Here is a 16,804-nt window from a genome sequence, read left to right as displayed (position 1 = left end):
AAGGGGCGCGGGACGCCATGGCCAGCATCGCAGAACCGCCACTATCGCAGCCGTCCGCGCCGATGCGCCGCGCGCTGTTCATCGTGACGATCTGTGCCGGGTCCTTCCTGCTCTTCCTCGTCCAGCCTTTGGTCGCGCGCATGGCCCTGCCCCGGCTCGGCGGCGCGCCGGCCGTCTGGAACAGCGCGATGCTGGTCTATCAGGCGCTGCTGCTGGGCGGCTATGCCTATGCGCATCTGCTTGGCCGCCTGCCGACGCGTCGCCAAGCCGGCGTGCATGTCGCGCTGCTGCTGCTCGCCGCGCTCAGCCTGCCGATCGGCCTGATCGCGGGCGATCCGCCGGGCGATGCCAGCCCCGTTTTCTGGGTGCCCTGGCTGTTCGCCTGCTCGATCGGTCCGCTATTCCTCGCCGCCTCCGCGCAGGCGCCGCTGATGCAGCGCTGGTATGTCGCGAGCACCGGCGGCGATCCCTATCCGCTCTATGCCGCGTCCAATCTCGGCAGCTTCGCCGGGCTGATCGCCTATCCGCTGCTGGTCGAGCCGCTGCTGCCGGTAGCGCAGCAGAGCGCGCTGTGGAGCATCGGCTATGCGCTGCTGCTGGTGCTCGTCGGGCTGTGTGCGCTGGCCCTGCCGCGCCGATCGGCTGCTGCAACCGTCGAGCGCGCGGAAAGCAGCGAGCCGGCGCCAAGCTGGCGGCTTATGGGCCAGTGGACGCTGCTCGCCGCGGTGCCCTCGGGCCTGATGCTCTCGACCAGCCTGCACCTCACCACCGACATCGTGGCCATGCCCCTGCTCTGGGTGCTGCCACTCGGCCTCTATCTGCTGAGCTTCACCGTCGCCTTCGCGCAGAAACGCGGTTTTGCGCACGCGATGCGCGACTTCGCGCCCTTCTTCCTGCTGGTTTCGGCGATGGGCGTGTTTGCCGATTCGACGCCGGTGCCGCTGCTGATCGCGGGCCTCGTGCTGCTCACATTGTTCGTCGTCGCGAGCGCGCTGCATGCCCGCTTGTTCGATCTGCGCCCGGTGCCCGCGCATCTCACGCGCTTCTATCTCTGCATGTCGGTCGGCGGCGTCATCGGCGGTATCGTCTGCGCGCTGATCGCGCCGCTGGTGTTCAACTGGACCTATGAGCATCCGCTGCTGATCCTTGCCGCCGCCCTCCTGCTGCGCCGCGAGCCGCTCTTCCCGGTCGGCGCGCGCTTCTGGACGCCGGTGACAATGGCGATCGCTGTTTCGGCCTGCCTCGTCATCTCGTTGGTGGCGCAAGGTCAAATGCTGCGCCTTGCCGGTGCGCTCGCCATCGACTTCGTGGCCTTGTTCGCGATCGGACGGCCGGTGCTGTTCGCAGCGCTTGTCGCCTGCCTCGGCCTTTCCATGGGCGGCTGGGAGAAGCTGCGGCTCTCCCTCACGCCGGGCGCGATGATGCGCAGCTATTTCGGCGTCTATGCCGTGCACACACAGAACAATCAGCGCCTGCTTGTGCATGGCACGACGGTCCATGGCATCCTGCGGCTGGAGCCGGGGCGGTCGCATGAGGCGACAAGCTACTATGCCCCGCTCGGCGGTGCCGGCCTGGGCCTGAAAGCCGCGCCGCATCTCTATGGCCCGCATGCCCGCATCGGCATTGTCGGCCTCGGCGCGGGCACGCTCGCTTGCTACCGCAAGCCGGGGCAGGACTGGCGCTTCTACGAGATCGACCCGGCCATCGCCCAGATCGCGAAGGACAGGCACGCTTTCACCTTCCTCGCCGATTGCGCGCCGGACGCGCCGATCGCCATCGGCGACGCGCGGCTCGTGCTGGCGCAGGAAGCCGGGCGCATGCCGCCGCTCGATGTGCTCGTCATCGACGCCTTCTCGTCCGATTCGGTGCCGATGCACCTGCTCACGCGCGAGGCCTTCGCGCTTTACGGCAAGCGCCTCGCGCCCTCGGGACTGCTGCTCGTCCACATCTCCAACCGCTTCCTCGATCTCCAGCCGCTGCTCGCGGCGGCAGGGAAGCAGGGCGGATGGCATGTGGCCCGGCGGATTTACTTGCCCGGTCCGGAAGCCGTGAAGCAGGGCGCAATGTCCTCGGACTGGATCGCCCTCGCGCGCGACCCCGCCGTCATCGCCCGGCTCGAGGCCGCAAATCCACGCGCCTGGGAGCCGTTGCCCGCCGAGCCGGGCTTTGTCGGCTGGAGCGACGACCATGCCTCCATCCTCGGGATCCTGAAGATATTCCGTTGATCGCCGCCGGGCTTGGCCTCATATCCCGCGCATGACCGTCATCACCTCGCCCATCGACGCTGCGGCCCGCTGGCCGGACGTCACCATCCTTGCGCTCGGCGGCAAGACGCCGAAGATCCACGAGAGCGCCTTCATCGCCCCGGGATGCCGCATCATCGGCGATGTCGAGATCGGCCCGCAGGCGAGCATCTGGTATAATTGCGTGCTGCGCGCGGACATTAATCACATCCGCGTCGGCGCGCGCTCGAACATCCAGGACCTGAGCGTCGTCCATGTCGAGTCCGACTATGGCGACGGCGGCCATCCCGCGATCATCGGTGACGATGTGCTGATCGGCCATATGGCGCTCGTCCACGGCTGCATCCTTCATGACCGTGCGTTCGTCGGCATGGGCGCCATCGTCATGGACGGCTGCGAGATCGAGGGCGATGCGATGCTGGCGGCGGGCGCGATGCTGACGCCGAACAAGAAGATGCCCTCCGGCCAGCTCTGGAGCGGCCGCCCGGCGAAGTTCATGCGCGAGCTGAGCGAGGCCGACATCTTCGGCATGCAGCGCGGCGTGAAGGGCTATGTGCGCGAAGGCGCCGAGCATACCGAAGCGCTCCACGCGGCGCGCTCGGCGTAACAATCCCTCAGGGCTGGCGCAGCGACTTTCGCAGCGCGTCCAGTGCATCGTTCTGGGCATCGACCGCCGCGAGGGCGCGCGAGCGCACCGGCTCGATCGTCGCGAGGTCGGCCGTCACGCGCGCGACGTCCGTGCTGTCCTGGCGGCTGATGTAGAGCGTATCCAGCCCCGCCATCGCCGCCACGCTGTCGTAGCGCGCGCTGTCCAGCATGCTGATCGCCATCTGCGCCGAGACCCAGGCCTCGCTGTTCGGTGCGGCGCTGGAGGCGGCGGAGACGGTCGAGCGCCCCTGTGCGATCTGCTGACGGAAAGCCGCTTCGCCGCTGTCGGCCTGCTGGCCGAGCTTGGCGACTTCGGCCGTCAGGGCCGGATCGGCGGGCGCGGCCTCGACCGGCTTGGGCGCAGGCGCCTCACGGTCGCGCGATTCGGCGGGGCGCTTGGTGAGCGAGGGATAGGTCGCGCGCGTCTGCGCCTCGGTCGTGGCCGGTGCGAGGGCGAACAGGGCGAGAAAGGCAGCGAGACGGCGCAACATGATCCTCGGCATGTAGGCGCCGCTGCGCGGGGCTTCAACGGGTCTCAGGCCGCCATGTCCACATCCGGGCCGACATAGCGCGATTTGGGACGGATCAGCCGCCCGGTCAGCGCCTGCTCGCGGGCATGGGCCAGCCATCCGGTCATGCGCCCGGCGGCGAACACGCCGGTGAAGGCGTCGGGCGGAAAGCCGACCGCTTCCAACAGCAAAGACGTGTAGAACTCGACATTGGTCTGGAGGGGGCGATGCGGCTTGAGCTCGCGCAGCACGCTGAGGGCGCTGGCCTCGACCAGCTCTGCGAAGCGCAGCCGCGCATTATCGCCATTCCCGGCAAGCCGCCGCACGGCCGCCTTGAGCGCATCGGCGCGCGGATCGCGCACCCGGTAAATACGATGGCCGAAGCCCATGATGCGCTCGCCGGAGCGGACCAGATCGCCGAGCCAGGCGCGGGCATCGCCATGGTCCGCAATGGCATCGAGCATCTCGATCACCGGCCCGGGCGCGCCGCCATGGAGTGGACCCTTGAGGGCGCCGAGACCGGCCAGCACGCTGGAGGTGAGCCCTGCACCGGTCGAGGCGACGACGCGCGTCGCGAAAGTCGAGGCGTTGAGGCCATGATCGCAGACGACGGCGAGATAGGTCTCCAGGGCCGATGCCTTGGCCACCGAGATCTCGCCCGAGAGCATGCGCAGCATGTCCGCCGCGTGCGGCAGGCTGGCATCGGGCGCCAGCGGCCTCTCCCCGGCCCGCAGACGCAGGATGGCGGGGATGAGCACAGCTGGCGCCGCCACCAGTCGCAACGCATCGTCCAGCCCATGACCATCGGGCAACAAGGCGATGCCGGCGCGCAGGCCATCACAGGCGCCGTGCGAGGCGAGCTCCGGCAGCAGGCCGGACAGGCGCGCCTGCACGTCGCGCCGTGCCTCGCCGAGCCGCGCCCGCAACGCCGCCTCACCCGGCAGGTCATCGAAGAAGTCCGCGAACAACAGCGCAATCACCCGCTCGCAGCTCCAGCGGCCCGCCAGATCGGCCAGGCTATGGCCGCGGATCACCAGCCGCCCCGCTGCGCCGTCCACATCAGACAGTCGCGTATCCGCCGCGATCACATCGTCCAGTCCACTGCTCATGGCCACTTCCTTCTTGACGTTGACGGCCGCCGACATGATGCAGGGAAGGATGTTCATCAATCTTGATCAATATAATCAATCATGAGCCAGTGGATCGGCCGGGCCGAGGCATTGGAGCGCCTCGGCGTGCGCGCGCAGACGCTCTATGCCTATGTGAGCCGGGGCCTGATCGGTGCCCGGCCGGACGAGGCCGATCCACGCCGCAGCCTCTATGCGGCGGCGGACATCGAGCGGTTGACGGACCGCCGACGGCGTGGCCGCAAGGCAGGCGCCATTGCGGCGAGCGCGATCGCCTGGGGCGAGCCATCGCTGCCTACCCGGATTTCTACCGTCGCGCGCGAGCGTCTCATCTTTCGGGGGAAAGATGCCCAACTGCTGGCGGAGACTGCTTCGCTCGAAGAGATTGCCGCCCTGCTCTGGGATCTGCCGGCGCCGCCACGCTTTCGCGACGATGCGCCGTCGCTGCCGCCCGCCGGCCCCTTCATGGCGCTTGCTCCAAGCGCACAGAGCAGCCCGGCAAGCCTTGGGCGCTCACCCGCGCAGCTCGGCACCGATGGCGCAAAGGCCGTCGCCCGGCTAGCCACCGGCTTCGGCCTCGCCAATGACGACAGGCCGCTGCATGCGCGCCTCGCCGCGCATTGGGCGGTCGATGCGCCCGCCGACGATCTGCTACGCCGCGCGATGGTCCTGCTTGCTGATCATGAGCTCAATGCTTCCACTTTTGCGGTGCGCGTCGCCGCCTCGACCGGCGCCTCGATTCCCGCCTGCCTGCTCGCCGGCCTCGCCACCCTCTCCGGCCCGCATCATGGCGGCGCGGCCGCCTCGCTCGCCATGCTCATCCGGCAGGCGCAGATCGACGGCGCCGAAGCAGCCCTCGCCCGCTGGCTGGCATCCGGCCAATCGCTGCAAGGCTTCGGTCACCCGCTCTATCCGCAAGGCGACGCGCGCGGCCTTGCGCTGCTGGAGCATGTCCCGGTCGATCCGTTGATGAGCGACTTGCGCGCGGCCGCGCTGGACGCGACCGGCCGGGCACCGAACATCGACTTCGCGCTCTGCACCCTGACCCGCCACCTCGGCCTGCCGGCGGACGCCCCCTTCATCCTCTTCGCGCTTGCCCGCAGCATCGGCTGGGTCGCCCACGCCATCGAGCAGGTGACGACCGGCTCGCTCATCCGGCCGCGCGGGCGCTATGAGGGACCGGTGCCCGCAACCGACTGAGTCGCTTTTCAGGCGGAAAAGCCGGATTTGCGTCGTTGACAGAATCGCAGAGCCTCACTAAGGGGCCACTTTCCCGCGCGGGCAGCTCTGGCTGTGCCATATCGCTTGCGCCAAGCATTTGAACAGAAGAGTTAGGCCCATGTTCGCTATCGTGCGTACGGGCGGCAAGCAGTATCGCGTCGCCGCCGGAGACAAGATCGTCGTCGAGAAGCTCGCTGGCGCAGCCGGCGACACCATCACGCTGGACGACGTCCTGCTCGCGGGCGAAGGCTCCGAGATCAAGGACAGCAAGGGTCTTGCCGTCTCGGCCGAGATCATCGCACAGGCGAAGGGCGAGAAGGTCATCGTCTTCAAGAAGCGTCGCCGCCACAATTATCGCCGTCGCAACGGCCACCGCCAGCAGCACACGATCCTCAAGATCCTGTCGATCGGCGGCGAAGCGCCGAAGAAGAAGGCTGCCGCCAAGAAGGCCGAGGCTGCACCGGCTGAAGCCGAAGCCTGAGCCGCTAGCAAGAATTCGAGGAGTATAGACCATGGCACATAAGAAAGCTGGCGGTTCGTCGCGCAACGGTCGCGATTCTGAATCGAAGCGCCTTGGCGTGAAGAAGTTCGGCGGCCAGACGGTGCTCGGCGGCAATATTCTCGTCCGTCAGCGCGGCACCCGTTTCTACCCCGGCCGCAATGTCGGCATCGGCAAGGACCACACGCTGTTCGCGCTGAGCGAAGGCCGCGTCGTGTTCCACGATGGCAAGCTCGGCCGCAAATATGTGTCGGTAGACATGATGGCGGAAGCCGCGGAATAATCGGACGGTCACGGGGATCGTCCAGCGGGACGATCCCTTGGGTAGCCGGTTCGCCGGCTCACCTGACACCAAGGGAGAAGGGATCGCCCCTCCTCCCTTTTTTTTATTGTCTCCCCTGGATCCAGACCGGCTGAAACCCGTTTTGCCAACAGGCAAGTCCCGGTTCCGATGGAACCGGAAAGAGCCTGAAAATGTGTTGCCGCGATTTCCGAGCAGCTGGATGACTCCATCCGGCTCGAAATTGCGTCAGCAAGGGCCGGGGGTCTGAAGCCTGTCGCCAAATCGTCATCAACGCACGGCACGAGCCGGGCGTACAGGAGAGACTTCAAGATGTTTGCCCGCACTTCCAGACTGTTGCTGCGTCCCGGCTGGCAGGACGACGCCGCGGCGCTCAGCGCCGCGCTCAATGACCATGATGTCGCGCGCAATCTCGCGCGCGTGCCGCACCCTTATGCGGTTGCCGATGCCGAGCAGTTTCTCGCCATGCCGATCGATCCCCGGCATCCGCATCTGCTGAGCTTCCTGCGCACCCGTGGCACGCCGCGGCTGATCGGCGGCTGCGGCCTGCAACCCGGCGAGGATGGCGGCGTCGAGCTCGGCTATTGGGTCGCGCGCCCCTATTGGGGTCTCGGCTTCGCGACCGAGGCGACCCGCGCGCTCGTCCATGCCGCGCGGGCCATGGGCCACCGCCAGATCCTGGCGCGCCATGCCGTGGACAATCCGGCCTCGGCCCGCGTCCTGCGCAAGCTCGGCTTTCGCCCGACCGGCGATTTCGTTCGTGTCCACAGCGCGGCGCGCGGGCAAGACGTCCTCACGGTCGTCTTCGAGGACAGCGGCGAGATCGACATGCGACCGGACGTGGCGGACGAGCTGTATCGCGACGCCAGCGTGATGGCCGCCTGAGCGCCTAGCCCCGGCGCTCCCGGCACAGCAGCACGTTCGGCTTGCCCTGATAGTCGAATCGCTCGGCCTCCTCATAGCCCAGCTTGGCCGCAACGCGGAACGAGGCATCATTGCCCGGATTGATGAGGCAGCCGGTTCGGGTGACGTGGAGATTGGCATCGGTCCAGGCGAGAATGGCCTGCATCGCCTCGGTCGCCAGGCCCTTGCCATGCGCGTCCGGCGCCAGCGCCCATCCCGCCTCGGGCATATGCTCCAGCGCCTCGACGCCGCGTGCCGCGTCGAGCAGGCCGCCCTCGCCCAGATAGGCACGGCTCGCCTTGTCCTCGAATGCCCAGAAGCCGAAGCCGAGCAGCGGCCACATGCCGCCATAACGCAGCAAGCGGAACCAGATCGCCTGATCGTCCTGCGCGACGCCGCCGATGAACCGGAACGTGGCCGGATGCTGCCAGAGTGCCTTCATCGCCGCATAATCGGCGCGGACATGCGGGCGCAGGCGCAGACGCTCGGTTTCGATGATCGGGGCAATGCTCATGGGATCACAACCAGCCCGCGCGCCGGAAACGCACATAGAGCCCGATGCAGACCGAGGCCATGACACTGACGATGAAGAAATAGCCATATTTCCACCGCAGTTCCGGCATGAAGTCGAAGTTCATGCCATAGATGCCGGCGACCGCCGTCGGCACGGCGAGGATCGCGGCCCATGCGGCGAGCTGCCGGGTGATGTCGCCCTGTCGCTGCTGCTCGAGCAGGCTGCTCGTCTCCGCCACCGAGGTCAGAATCTCGCGCAGGCCCGAGAGCCGATATTCGGCGCGCCGGACATGGTCCTGCACGTCGCGGAAATAGGGAATCATGTCGGCATCGAGGTGCGGCAAGGTCACGTTGACCAGCCGCGAGGCCACGTCCGTCATGACGCCCAGGATGCGCTGGAAGCGGACCACTTCCCGCCGGATGGCGAAGATGCGGCGGATCATCGCCCGGTCGAGGAAGCTGTCGCCGGCATGGGCTTCCATCGCCAGCGCCTGCTCCTCGAGAGTCTCGACGATCGGATAATAGCCGTCGACGATGAAATCGAGGATCGAGTGGAGCACATAGTCCGGCCCGTGCGCCAGCGCGGCGGGCGCGCTCTCCAGCTTCGCGCGGAGCTCGCTGTGCGCGCGCGCCGATCCGTGCCGGACGGTGACGATGAAGCCGCGCCCCATAAAGATCGAGGTCTCGCCATAAGCGATATGCTCACCCTCCAGATGCGCGGTGCGCAGGATGAGGAAGAGCTGGTCGCCATATTGCTCCACCTTGGGGAGCTGGATGGCCCGGCGCGCATCCTCGAGTGCCAGCGGGTGGAGGCCGAAGCACCGGCCGACCGTCTCGAGCTCTTCCGGCGTCGGCTCCTGCAGGCCGATCCAGACGAACTCGCCCGTCGCCGGCGGCGGACAGGCGCCGTGAATGTCGACATCCTCGACCGCCGTGCCGCCCTTGTATCGCCGTGCTGCAATGACCGTCAAAGACCAGCCTCCGTCCAGATCGTCAGCGCCCTAGCATGACGGTCCGGCCAAGAAAACCGAGGCACGGGACGCCGCACTTCACCTTTCCCGGCAAAATCCCTATGTGGCCGCCATGCATTTTCTCGATCAGGCCAAGATTTTCATTCGCTCGGGCGCGGGCGGGCCGGGGGCTGTCAGCTTCCGGCGCGAAAAATACATCCAATATGGCGGACCCAATGGCGGCAATGGCGGCAAGGGCGGCGACATCATCTTCGAGGCGGTCGCCGGGCTGAACACGCTCATCGACTTCCGCTACACGCAGCATTTCAAGGCACCGCGCGGCGGCCATGGCGAGGGCGGCGATCGCACCGGCGCGGGTGGGGAGGATCTCGTCATCAAGGTGCCGGTCGGCACGCAGGTGATCTCGGACCCCGACGAGGAGGGCTATAGCGACGTCCTCGCCGACTTCACCGAGGTCGGCCAGCGCATCACCCTGCTGCGCGGCGGCGACGGCGGGCGCGGCAATGCGAGCTACAAGACATCGACCAACCGCGCGCCGCGCCAGCACGGCACCGGCTGGCCGGGCGAGGAGCGCTGGGTCTGGCTGCGGCTGAAGCTGCTCGCCGATGTCGGCCTCGTCGGCATGCCGAACGCGGGCAAGTCGACCTTCATCAATCAGGTGACCAACACCAAGGCGAAGGTCGGCGCCTATGCCTTCACCACCACCAAGCCCCAGCTCGGCGTGGTGCTGCACAAGCATCGCGAGTTCGTGCTCGCCGACATTCCGGGGCTGATCGAAGGCGCAGCGGAAGGCGCCGGCATCGGCGACCGGTTCCTCGGCCATATCGAGCGCTGCCGCGTGCTCATCCACCTGATCGACGCGACGGCCGACGATCCAGTCGAGGCCTGGCGCATCGTGCAGGGCGAGCTGGAAGCCTATGGGGAGGGCCTCGACGAGAAGCCGCAGATCATCGCGCTCAACAAGGGCGACCTGCTCGGCGACGAGTTGATGAAGGACATCGCCAAGGACCTCAAGAAGGCCGGGGCGGGCAAGGCGTTCATCATCTCGGGCGCGACCGGCGAGGGCGTCGGCAAGCTGCTCGATGCGATCATTCCTTTGCTGGGCGAGGCCGCCGCAGCGGACGACGAGGACGAAGAGGACGGCGCGGCGGGGGACAAGCCATGGTCGCCGATTTGATGATCCGCATACCCCCCTCCTCTTCAGAGGAGGGGCAGGGGGTGGTGGCGATGCGGCAGCATCGCTCGTGCAGCGATCACTCGCACCGTCCATACACCACCCCAACCCCTGCTCTGAAGAGGAGGGGCTAATCGCCATGACCGACTCCCTCACCGGTTTTCCCCCCACCACCACACGCCGCATCATCGTCAAGGTCGGCTCCGCGCTGCTGGTGGCGCCGGACGGTTCCGTGCATCGTGGCTGGATCGAGAGCCTCGTCGCCGAGATTGCGGCACGGCGCGCGGCGGGGCAGCAGATCGTCGTCGTCTCATCGGGCGCGATCGCGCTGGGCGCGCGGCGGCTGGGATTGCCGAAGGGTGGGCGCGCGACGCTGGAGGATGCGCAAGCGGCCGCCGCCGTCGGCCAGATCGCGCTCAGTCAGGTCTGGGCGGACCTGCTCGCCACGCACAATATCGCCGCGGCGCAGATGCTGGTGACATTGGGCGATCTCGAGGACCGCCGCCGCTATCTCAATGCCTCCGCCACGCTCGATCGCCTGATCGGCCTCGGCGTCGTGCCGGTGGTCAACGAGAATGACAGCGTCGCGACCGAGGAAATCCGCTTCGGCGACAATGACCGGCTCGCCGCGCGGATCGGCCAGGCGGCGCGGGCGGACGCGGTGGTGCTGCTCTCCGACATTGACGGGCTCTACACGGCCAATCCGCATAGCGACCCCGATGCGACGATCGTGCCCGTGGTCGAGAAGATCGACGCGCATGTCATGGGCATGGCGGACGGCAATTCCGCCTCCGGCATGGGATCCGGCGGCATGATCTCCAAGCTGCAGGCGGCGCAGATCGCGACCGGCGCGGGCGCGCATCTCGCCATCATCTCGGGCAAGGTCGACGCGCCCCTCGGCGCCTGGCAATCGAGCGGGCGGGGCACGCTGTTTCGCGCAGCCAAACGACGCGGCGGGCGCAAGGGCTGGCTCGCCGGGCGGCTGACCGTGAAGGGCCTTCTCGTGGTCGATGCGGGAGCGGCCAATGCCCTGAAGCAGGGGCGCAGCCTGCTCCCCGCCGGCATCACCGGCACCAGCGGCATCTATGCGCGGGGCGACGTCATCAACATCAGCGATGCGGACGGCGTCCTGATCGCGCGCGGCCTTGCCCAATATGACAGCAGCGATGCCGAGCGGATCATCGGCAAGCGCAGCGACGAGGTCGCGGCTGTGCTCGGGGGCTCGCCCCGCGTCGCCATGGTCCACCGCGACTATATGGTGCTGCTCTGAGCCTCCTCGCGATCACCGGCGGTACCGGCTTCGTCGGCAAGGCGTTGCTGGAGAAGGCGCTCGCCGCAGGACATCGGGTCCGCGCGCTCGCCCGCCGCCCGCAGCCAGCCCGTGACGGCATCGAATGGATCGCCGGATCGCTTGAGGATCACGCCGCGCTGGACCGCCTCGTCGGCGACGCTGATGCTGTCATCCACATCGCCGGGATGGTCAACGCGCCCAATCGTGCCGCGTTCGAAGCGGGTAACGCGACAGGGACGGCCAATCTCGTTTCCGCGACCGTTGGCGCAGGCATCTGGCGCCTCGTCCATGTGTCGTCCCTCGCCGCGCGCGAGCCGCTGCTCTCCGATTATGGCTGGTCAAAGGCGGAAGCCGAGCGCCATGTGTCGGTCAGCCCGCTCGACTGGACGATGGTCCGTCCGCCGGCCATTTACGGCCCCGGCGATGCCGAGCTGCTGGAGCTGTTCCAGATGGCGGCGCGCGGCTTGGTGCTGTTGCCGCCGGGCGGACGCCTTTCGGTCATCCATGTCGATGATCTTGCGGCTTTTCTAATGCTCCTGGCCGAGCGCGAAGGCGGCGAAACATACCAGGCCACCTATGAGGTGGACGATACCCGCCCGACCGGCTGGAGCCATGTCGAGTTCGCGCAGGCGATCGGCCGCGCGGTCGGCCGCCGCTCTGTGCGCACCTTTGCCATGCCCTCGCCGCTGGTCCGCCTCGGCGCCCGGATCGACCGGCTGCTGCGCGGCGACAAGGCGCGCCTGACGCCCGATCGCGCCGCCTATTTCTGTCATGAGGACTGGGTCTCCAGCACCGCGCTCCAGCCTCCGGCGGCGCTCTGGTCCCCGGCGATCGCGACCGAGGAGGGCCTCGCCTCCACAGCCGCTGCCTACCGCGCCAAGGGTCTGCTCCGCTAAACTCAGGTCGAGCGCGTCGGGTCGGTCATCGCGTCGAGCTCGCGCGGATCGGGGCCGCGCGTCGTCGGGATGGAGCTGGTCTGCCGCTCCAGCCGGCGATGGACGACCGGCTCATAGCCCTCAACCCGTAGCCGGCGCAGCTCCGCACTGTTCGCCTGATCGGCATTGGTGCGCCTCTTGTTGTGGCGGATATAGTCGAGCCAGGTCGCCACATGATAGCGCTCGACCCAGAGCTGCGGATCGCCGAGATCGCGCATCAGCGTCCAGGCGCTGGCGCCGTCGCGGCCCCGGATGCGCTTGCGCTCGTTCATGGCGATGAGGAAGAGCGGGATGTTCGCCTCCGGCACGCGATGCTCGATGGTGATGACGATCGGCCCGCTGCGCGGCTCGACCGGGATCGCTGTGTCCGGCTCGCTCCAGCCCTCGAACGGCGCGAGATCGAGATCCTCCACCGTCGGCAGGGGCGAGACGAAGCCGACGGCGATGCAGATGAGCGAGACGCCGCCCGCAATGCAGAGCGAGACCGTGACGCCCTGCTGATCGGCAATCACGCCAAACAGCCAGCTCCCCGTCGCGAGGCCGCCGAATGCCGCCATCTGCGCGAGCGCAAGGGCGCGCGCCACCACCCAGCGCGGCGAGGCCATTTGCACTTCCACGTTGAAGGTGGAGAGCGCCAGCACCCAGCCGGCACCGGCCACGGCGAGCGCGATCAGCGTAGGGATGAGATAGCCGAGCAGCCCGGTCGCCGTCGCGCCCACCGCCAGCGCGGCGGAGGCCATCCGCACGATCTGCTCGGTCGACAGGGTGCGCCGCAGATGCCGGCTGCTGAGCGCACCGCAGACCGCGCCGATGCCGAAGCCGCCGAGCAGCAGGCCGAAGGTGAGCGGTCCACCGCCGATAAGATCGCGCGCCACCAGCGGCATCATCGCGGGCACGGCGGCGGCCGGCACGCAGAAGACGATCGAGCGCACCAGCACGTTGCGGATCGAGGGTGAGAGCCGGACGTAGCGCACGCCCGCGAGCATCGCGAGGCCGATCCGCTCGCGCGGCAAGGTGCGCGGCGGCAGGTTGGGCTTCCAGCGACCAAGCACGAAGATCAGGCCGGTATAGGTGATCGCATTGGTGAGGAAGGCGATCGACGCGCCGAACGCGGCGACGATCGCGCCGCCGATAGCGGGGCCGACGCTCCGCGCGATGTTGAAGCCCATGCTGTTCAGCGCCACAGCCTCGGGCAGCATCGGGCGCGGCACCATGTCCCCGACGGACGCCTGCCAGGCCGGGCCGTTCACCGCCGTGCCACAGCCGATGAGGAAGGTGAACATCAGCAGCGTCCAGGGCGTCAGGATCCCGGCATAGGCCGCCGCGGCCAGCGCCAGCGAGGTCAGCAGCATGAAACCCTGCGCGCAGAGCATCACCTTGCGGCGGTCGAGATTGTCGGCCACCGCGCCTGCCCAGACCGAGAGCAGCACGATCGGCAGGCTGATGGAGGACTGCACCAGCGCGATCATCTCGGCGGACGCGCCCATGCCGGTCATCGTCCAGGAGGCGCCGACCGACTGGATGAGCCCGCCGAAATTGGAGGCAAGGCTGGCGATCCACACCGACCGGAACAGCGGCAGGCTGAAGGGAGAAGCGGGTTCGGACGTCTCGGTCATTGGCGCATCACGCTCGAAGCAGGGCCGCGTCGCATCGCGCAGCCGCTCCGACATATCAAGTGCGGCGGATCAGGGAAGTTCGCTTTCCGGCAAACCAGAAGAACAATCGGCGATGATCCATGCCGTCCACGCCCCGCACGGATAAGGCGGGTGCGACTCGGCCTGCCCGCGACAAGCATTAGCGCCGGCGGGAAGCCCTCACGAGGGCCAAAAGACGAATTAACCAAGATAATTTACCACATTTTTTAGTAAGCTCCTTGAAATTGCCCGAATTTTCGAGGTTAACGCTTGGATTATAAGGTTAATCCCGTTTTATATTTCACAATATCCCACCAGAACAAATTATCAATTTAACGAAGTGGGAAAACCATGAGAAAAGTTTTTCTTTCCATCGCTGCTGGCGCTGCCGCAATGAGTGCCGTCACTGGCGCGAATGCCGCCAGCGTTCTGCAAATCACGAGCATTTCCACGCTCGCCGGTTCGCCTTCGGGCACCGTAAAGAATGATTCAAACAGCTACAGCGCCCACCTGGCGCCGCAGCAGGTCACGGGCGAGCTCGACGGTGTCGACACCAGCTTCCTCGCTTATTGCATCGAACTGACCGAACGCTCGGGCACCGGCCTGTTCGACGTCGTTTCGCTCAAGGACTATCTCGGCGGCTTCTACGGCTCCAGCGCGCAAACCCGCACCGATCTGATCTCGAACCTGCTCGGCACGCATGGCGGCTCGGGCAATCTTTCGACCGAGGTCGCACTCCAGCTCGCCATCTGGGAGCTGCGTTACGAGACTCTGGGCGACATCTTCGATCTGAAGCATGACGACTTCAAGGTCACCTCCTACGGCCTGGACAGCTACATCAACACCGCCAACTCGCTGTTCAACAGCAGCGAGGCTCTGACGCACGGCACCTACGAGTTCTTCGTCGCCACAAGCGACGGCTACTATCAGCGCTCGGGCAAGCACAAGAAGTGGGTCGAGGGTAAGCAGGATCTCCTGTTCTACACCTACACCCCTTCGACCCCGCCGGTGCCGGAGCCGGCGACCTGGGCGATGATGGTCGGCGGTCTCGGCCTGGTCGGCATGCAAATGCGCCGCCGCAAGACGGCCGTCAGCTTCGTCTGACGCCAGCCAGTCCCTTAATTGATGAGGAGCGCCCCGGCCGGAAACGGTCGAGGCGTTTTCATGTGCGTCCCAAATCGGCGGCTCGTCCGCAATCATGCCCGAATCCCGCCTTATTCCCTTGCCATGTGGCGGCCGGTGGGGGCATTCCGCATCGGAAAGCCCCCAGGCCATCACAGAAAGAGACATGATGTCGGACCGTCAGGACGTTTTCGCGCAGGTTGCCGCGCAGATCGAGCCCTTCAACAAGAAGGGCGTCACGCTGGCAGATGGCACCAGCTTCGCCAAGGATCTGGAGTGGGACAGCCTGACCGTGATGGATTTCGTGGCCGCCATCGAGGACGAGTTCGACATCATCATCACCATGAACATGCAGGCGGAGATCGAGACGATCGGCCAGTTGGTCGATGCGGTACTCAAGCTGCGCGCGGAGGGCTGAGACGATGGGCGAGGTGATCGAGCAGAGCGCCACCACGATGCGGGATGCGGGCGCGGAAACGGACCTCTTCTCCAAGTTCGACGGCATCCTGGCCGAGCGCGCCGCTTTGCTCGCGACGGGCGTGCGCGATCCCTATGCGATCGTCATGAGCGAAGTGAAGTCGCCGACCCTCGCCGTCATCAACGGCAAGGACACGATCCTGCTCGGCACCTACAATTATATGGGCATGACCTTCGATCCGGACGTCGTGCAGGCCGGCAAGGATGCGCTCGACGAGTTCGGCTCCGGCACGACCGGCTCGCGCGTGCTCAACGGCACCTATCAGGGCCACAAGGAATGCGAGGATGCGCTCAAGGAGTTCTACGGAACCCGCAGCGCCATGGTCTTCTCGACCGGCTATCAGGCCAATCTGGGCATGATCTCCACGCTCGCCGGCAAGGGCGACTATGTGATCATCGACGCGGACAGCCACGCCTCCATCTATGACGGCTGCTTCCTCGGCAATGCCGAGATCGTCCGCTTCCGCCACAACAGCGTGGAGGATCTGGACAAGCGCCTCGGCCGCCTGCCCGCCGAGGCGCAGAAGCTCGTCGTGCTGGAAGGCGTCTATTCAATGCTGGGCGACGTCGCCCCCCTGCCGGACATGGTCGCGGCGGTGCGCAAGCACCCCAATTGCATGATCCTCGTCGACGAGGCGCACGGCATGGGCTTCTTCGGCAAGCATGGCCGCGGCGTCTATGAGGAGCAGGGCGTCGAGAAGGAGATCGATTTCGTCGTCGGCACCTTCTCCAAGTCGGTCGGCACGGTCGGTGGCTTCTGTGTCTCGGACCATCCGAAATTCGAGGTGATGCGCTTCGCGGCCCGGCCCTATATCTTCACCGCATCGCTGCCGCCCAGCGTGGTGGCGACCGCCGCCACCTCGATCCGCAAGCTCATGCATGCCGGCGAGAAGCGGGCGCATCTCTGGGAGAACAGCCGCCGCCTGCACAAGGGGCTGCGGGACATGGGCTTCAATCTCGGCACGGAGACGGCGCAATCGGCGATCATCTCCGTCATCCTCACCGACCAGACCCAGGCCGTGGCGATGTGGCAGGCGCTCCTCGAACTCGGCCTCTATGTAAACATGGCCCGCCCGCCCGCAACGCCCGCCGGCTGGTTCCTGCTGCGCTGCTCGCTCTGCGCCGAGCATTCGAGCGAGCAGGTCGGCCAGATCCTCGACATCTTCGCGGCCGCCGGACGATCGACCGGTGTCATTCCCGGATGAGCCGAACCAGACCCGTCAGCATGTGAAAGTC

At 67.0% G+C, this 16,804-nt stretch carries 17 protein-coding genes; 12 read left to right on the top strand and 5 right to left on the bottom strand.

Going from position 1 to position 16,804, the window contains the following annotated elements:
- Positions 1–17 precede the first annotated feature (17 nt).
- Together KM135_RS13780 and KM135_RS13775 are read left to right on the top strand one after the other, a co-directional pair.
- Positions 18–2,225, top strand: coding sequence for a spermidine synthase (locus KM135_RS13780; RefSeq protein WP_246606105.1), 2,208 nt, complete (start codon positions 18–20; stop codon positions 2,223–2,225).
- A gap of 31 nt (positions 2,226–2,256) precedes the next feature.
- Positions 2,257–2,850: a gamma carbonic anhydrase family protein gene (locus tag KM135_RS13775; RefSeq protein ID WP_221714593.1), complete on the top strand. Its 594-nt coding sequence runs from the start codon at positions 2,257–2,259 to the stop codon at positions 2,848–2,850.
- A 7-nt stretch (positions 2,851–2,857) separates the two neighbouring features.
- On the opposite strand, the gene KM135_RS13770 is transcribed toward KM135_RS13775, so the two are convergent.
- Both KM135_RS13770 and KM135_RS13765 read right to left on the bottom strand, forming a co-directional pair.
- Positions 2,858–3,382, bottom strand: coding sequence for a hypothetical protein (locus KM135_RS13770; protein WP_221714592.1), 525 nt, complete (start codon positions 3,380–3,382; stop codon positions 2,858–2,860).
- 44 nt (positions 3,383–3,426) lie between these two features.
- Positions 3,427–4,566, bottom strand: a complete 1,140-nt coding sequence (locus KM135_RS13765) for a citrate synthase/methylcitrate synthase (protein WP_221714591.1) — start codon at positions 4,564–4,566, stop codon at positions 3,427–3,429.
- A gap of 24 nt (positions 4,567–4,590) precedes the next feature.
- On the opposite strand from KM135_RS13765, the gene KM135_RS13760 reads away from it, so the two are divergent.
- The 4 genes from KM135_RS13760 to KM135_RS13745 all read left to right on the top strand — a co-directional run bounded on the left by KM135_RS13760 (position 4,591) and on the right by KM135_RS13745 (position 7,433).
- Entirely contained in the window at positions 4,591–5,727 is a 1,137-nt protein-coding gene (locus KM135_RS13760) for a citrate/2-methylcitrate synthase (protein WP_221714590.1), read from the top strand.
- 139 nt (positions 5,728–5,866) lie between these two features.
- On the top strand, positions 5,867–6,229 hold the full coding sequence (gene rplU / locus KM135_RS13755) for a 50S ribosomal protein L21 (RefSeq protein ID WP_221714589.1): 363 nt from the start codon (positions 5,867–5,869) through the stop codon (positions 6,227–6,229).
- Between the two features lie 31 nt (positions 6,230–6,260).
- Entirely contained in the window at positions 6,261–6,530 is a 270-nt protein-coding gene (gene rpmA, locus KM135_RS13750) for a 50S ribosomal protein L27 (RefSeq protein ID WP_221714588.1), read from the top strand.
- A 330-nt stretch (positions 6,531–6,860) separates the two neighbouring features.
- Positions 6,861–7,433, top strand: coding sequence for a GNAT family N-acetyltransferase (locus KM135_RS13745; protein ID WP_221714587.1), 573 nt, complete (start codon positions 6,861–6,863; stop codon positions 7,431–7,433).
- 4 nt (positions 7,434–7,437) lie between these two features.
- Here the strand turns inward: KM135_RS13745 and KM135_RS13740 are convergent, their stop codons facing one another.
- Positions 7,438–7,965: a GNAT family N-acetyltransferase gene (locus tag KM135_RS13740; protein ID WP_221714586.1), complete on the bottom strand. Its 528-nt coding sequence runs from the start codon at positions 7,963–7,965 to the stop codon at positions 7,438–7,440.
- Between the two features lie 4 nt (positions 7,966–7,969).
- Positions 7,970–8,935 (bottom strand): magnesium and cobalt transport protein CorA, encoded by a 966-nt coding sequence (locus tag KM135_RS13735; RefSeq protein WP_221714585.1) that lies wholly within the window; start codon positions 8,933–8,935, stop codon positions 7,970–7,972.
- Positions 8,936–9,047: 112 nt separating this feature from the next.
- Between KM135_RS13735 and obgE the strand changes: the two genes are divergently transcribed.
- The 3 genes from obgE to KM135_RS13720 all read left to right on the top strand — a co-directional run bounded on the left by obgE (position 9,048) and on the right by KM135_RS13720 (position 12,296).
- The gene (obgE, locus tag KM135_RS13730) at positions 9,048–10,112 is read left to right on the top strand and encodes a GTPase ObgE (protein WP_221714584.1); all 1,065 of its coding nucleotides are present in this window, start codon (positions 9,048–9,050) and stop codon (positions 10,110–10,112) included.
- A gap of 136 nt (positions 10,113–10,248) precedes the next feature.
- Positions 10,249–11,379, top strand: a complete 1,131-nt coding sequence (gene proB, locus KM135_RS13725; protein ID WP_221714583.1) for a glutamate 5-kinase — start codon at positions 10,249–10,251, stop codon at positions 11,377–11,379.
- Complete coding sequence (locus KM135_RS13720; protein ID WP_221714700.1) at positions 11,376–12,296, top strand: NAD-dependent epimerase/dehydratase family protein; 921 nt, start codon at positions 11,376–11,378, stop codon at positions 12,294–12,296. Before proB ends, KM135_RS13720 begins: the two co-directional genes overlap by 4 nt.
- Before the next feature lie 2 nt (positions 12,297–12,298).
- Here KM135_RS13720 and KM135_RS13715 read toward each other — a convergent pair whose 3' ends face one another.
- Positions 12,299–13,951 (bottom strand): MFS transporter, encoded by a 1,653-nt coding sequence (locus KM135_RS13715; RefSeq protein WP_221714582.1) that lies wholly within the window; start codon positions 13,949–13,951, stop codon positions 12,299–12,301.
- A 411-nt stretch (positions 13,952–14,362) separates the two neighbouring features.
- Here KM135_RS13715 and KM135_RS13710 point away from each other — a divergent pair, with 411 nt between their 5' ends.
- The 3 genes from KM135_RS13710 (at position 14,363) to spt (ending at position 16,773) form a co-directional block, all read left to right on the top strand.
- Positions 14,363–15,073, top strand: coding sequence for a PEPxxWA-CTERM sorting domain-containing protein (locus KM135_RS13710; RefSeq protein ID WP_221714581.1), 711 nt, complete (start codon positions 14,363–14,365; stop codon positions 15,071–15,073).
- A 187-nt stretch (positions 15,074–15,260) separates the two neighbouring features.
- Positions 15,261–15,509 carry an acyl carrier protein gene (locus KM135_RS13705; RefSeq protein WP_221714699.1) on the top strand — a complete coding sequence of 83 codons (249 nt, stop codon included), beginning with the start codon at positions 15,261–15,263 and terminating at the stop codon, positions 15,507–15,509.
- A 37-nt stretch (positions 15,510–15,546) separates the two neighbouring features.
- Positions 15,547–16,773 carry a serine palmitoyltransferase gene (gene spt, locus KM135_RS13700; RefSeq protein ID WP_221714698.1) on the top strand — a complete coding sequence of 409 codons (1,227 nt, stop codon included), beginning with the start codon at positions 15,547–15,549 and terminating at the stop codon, positions 16,771–16,773.
- Positions 16,774–16,804 lie beyond the last annotated feature (31 nt).

Source organism: Sphingobium xanthum (assembly GCF_019737615.1).
GTDB lineage: Bacteria > Pseudomonadota > Alphaproteobacteria > Sphingomonadales > Sphingomonadaceae > Sphingobium > Sphingobium xanthum.
Note: the sequence above shows the minus strand (reverse complement) of the source record. Positions and strands in the feature narration are given on the sequence as shown.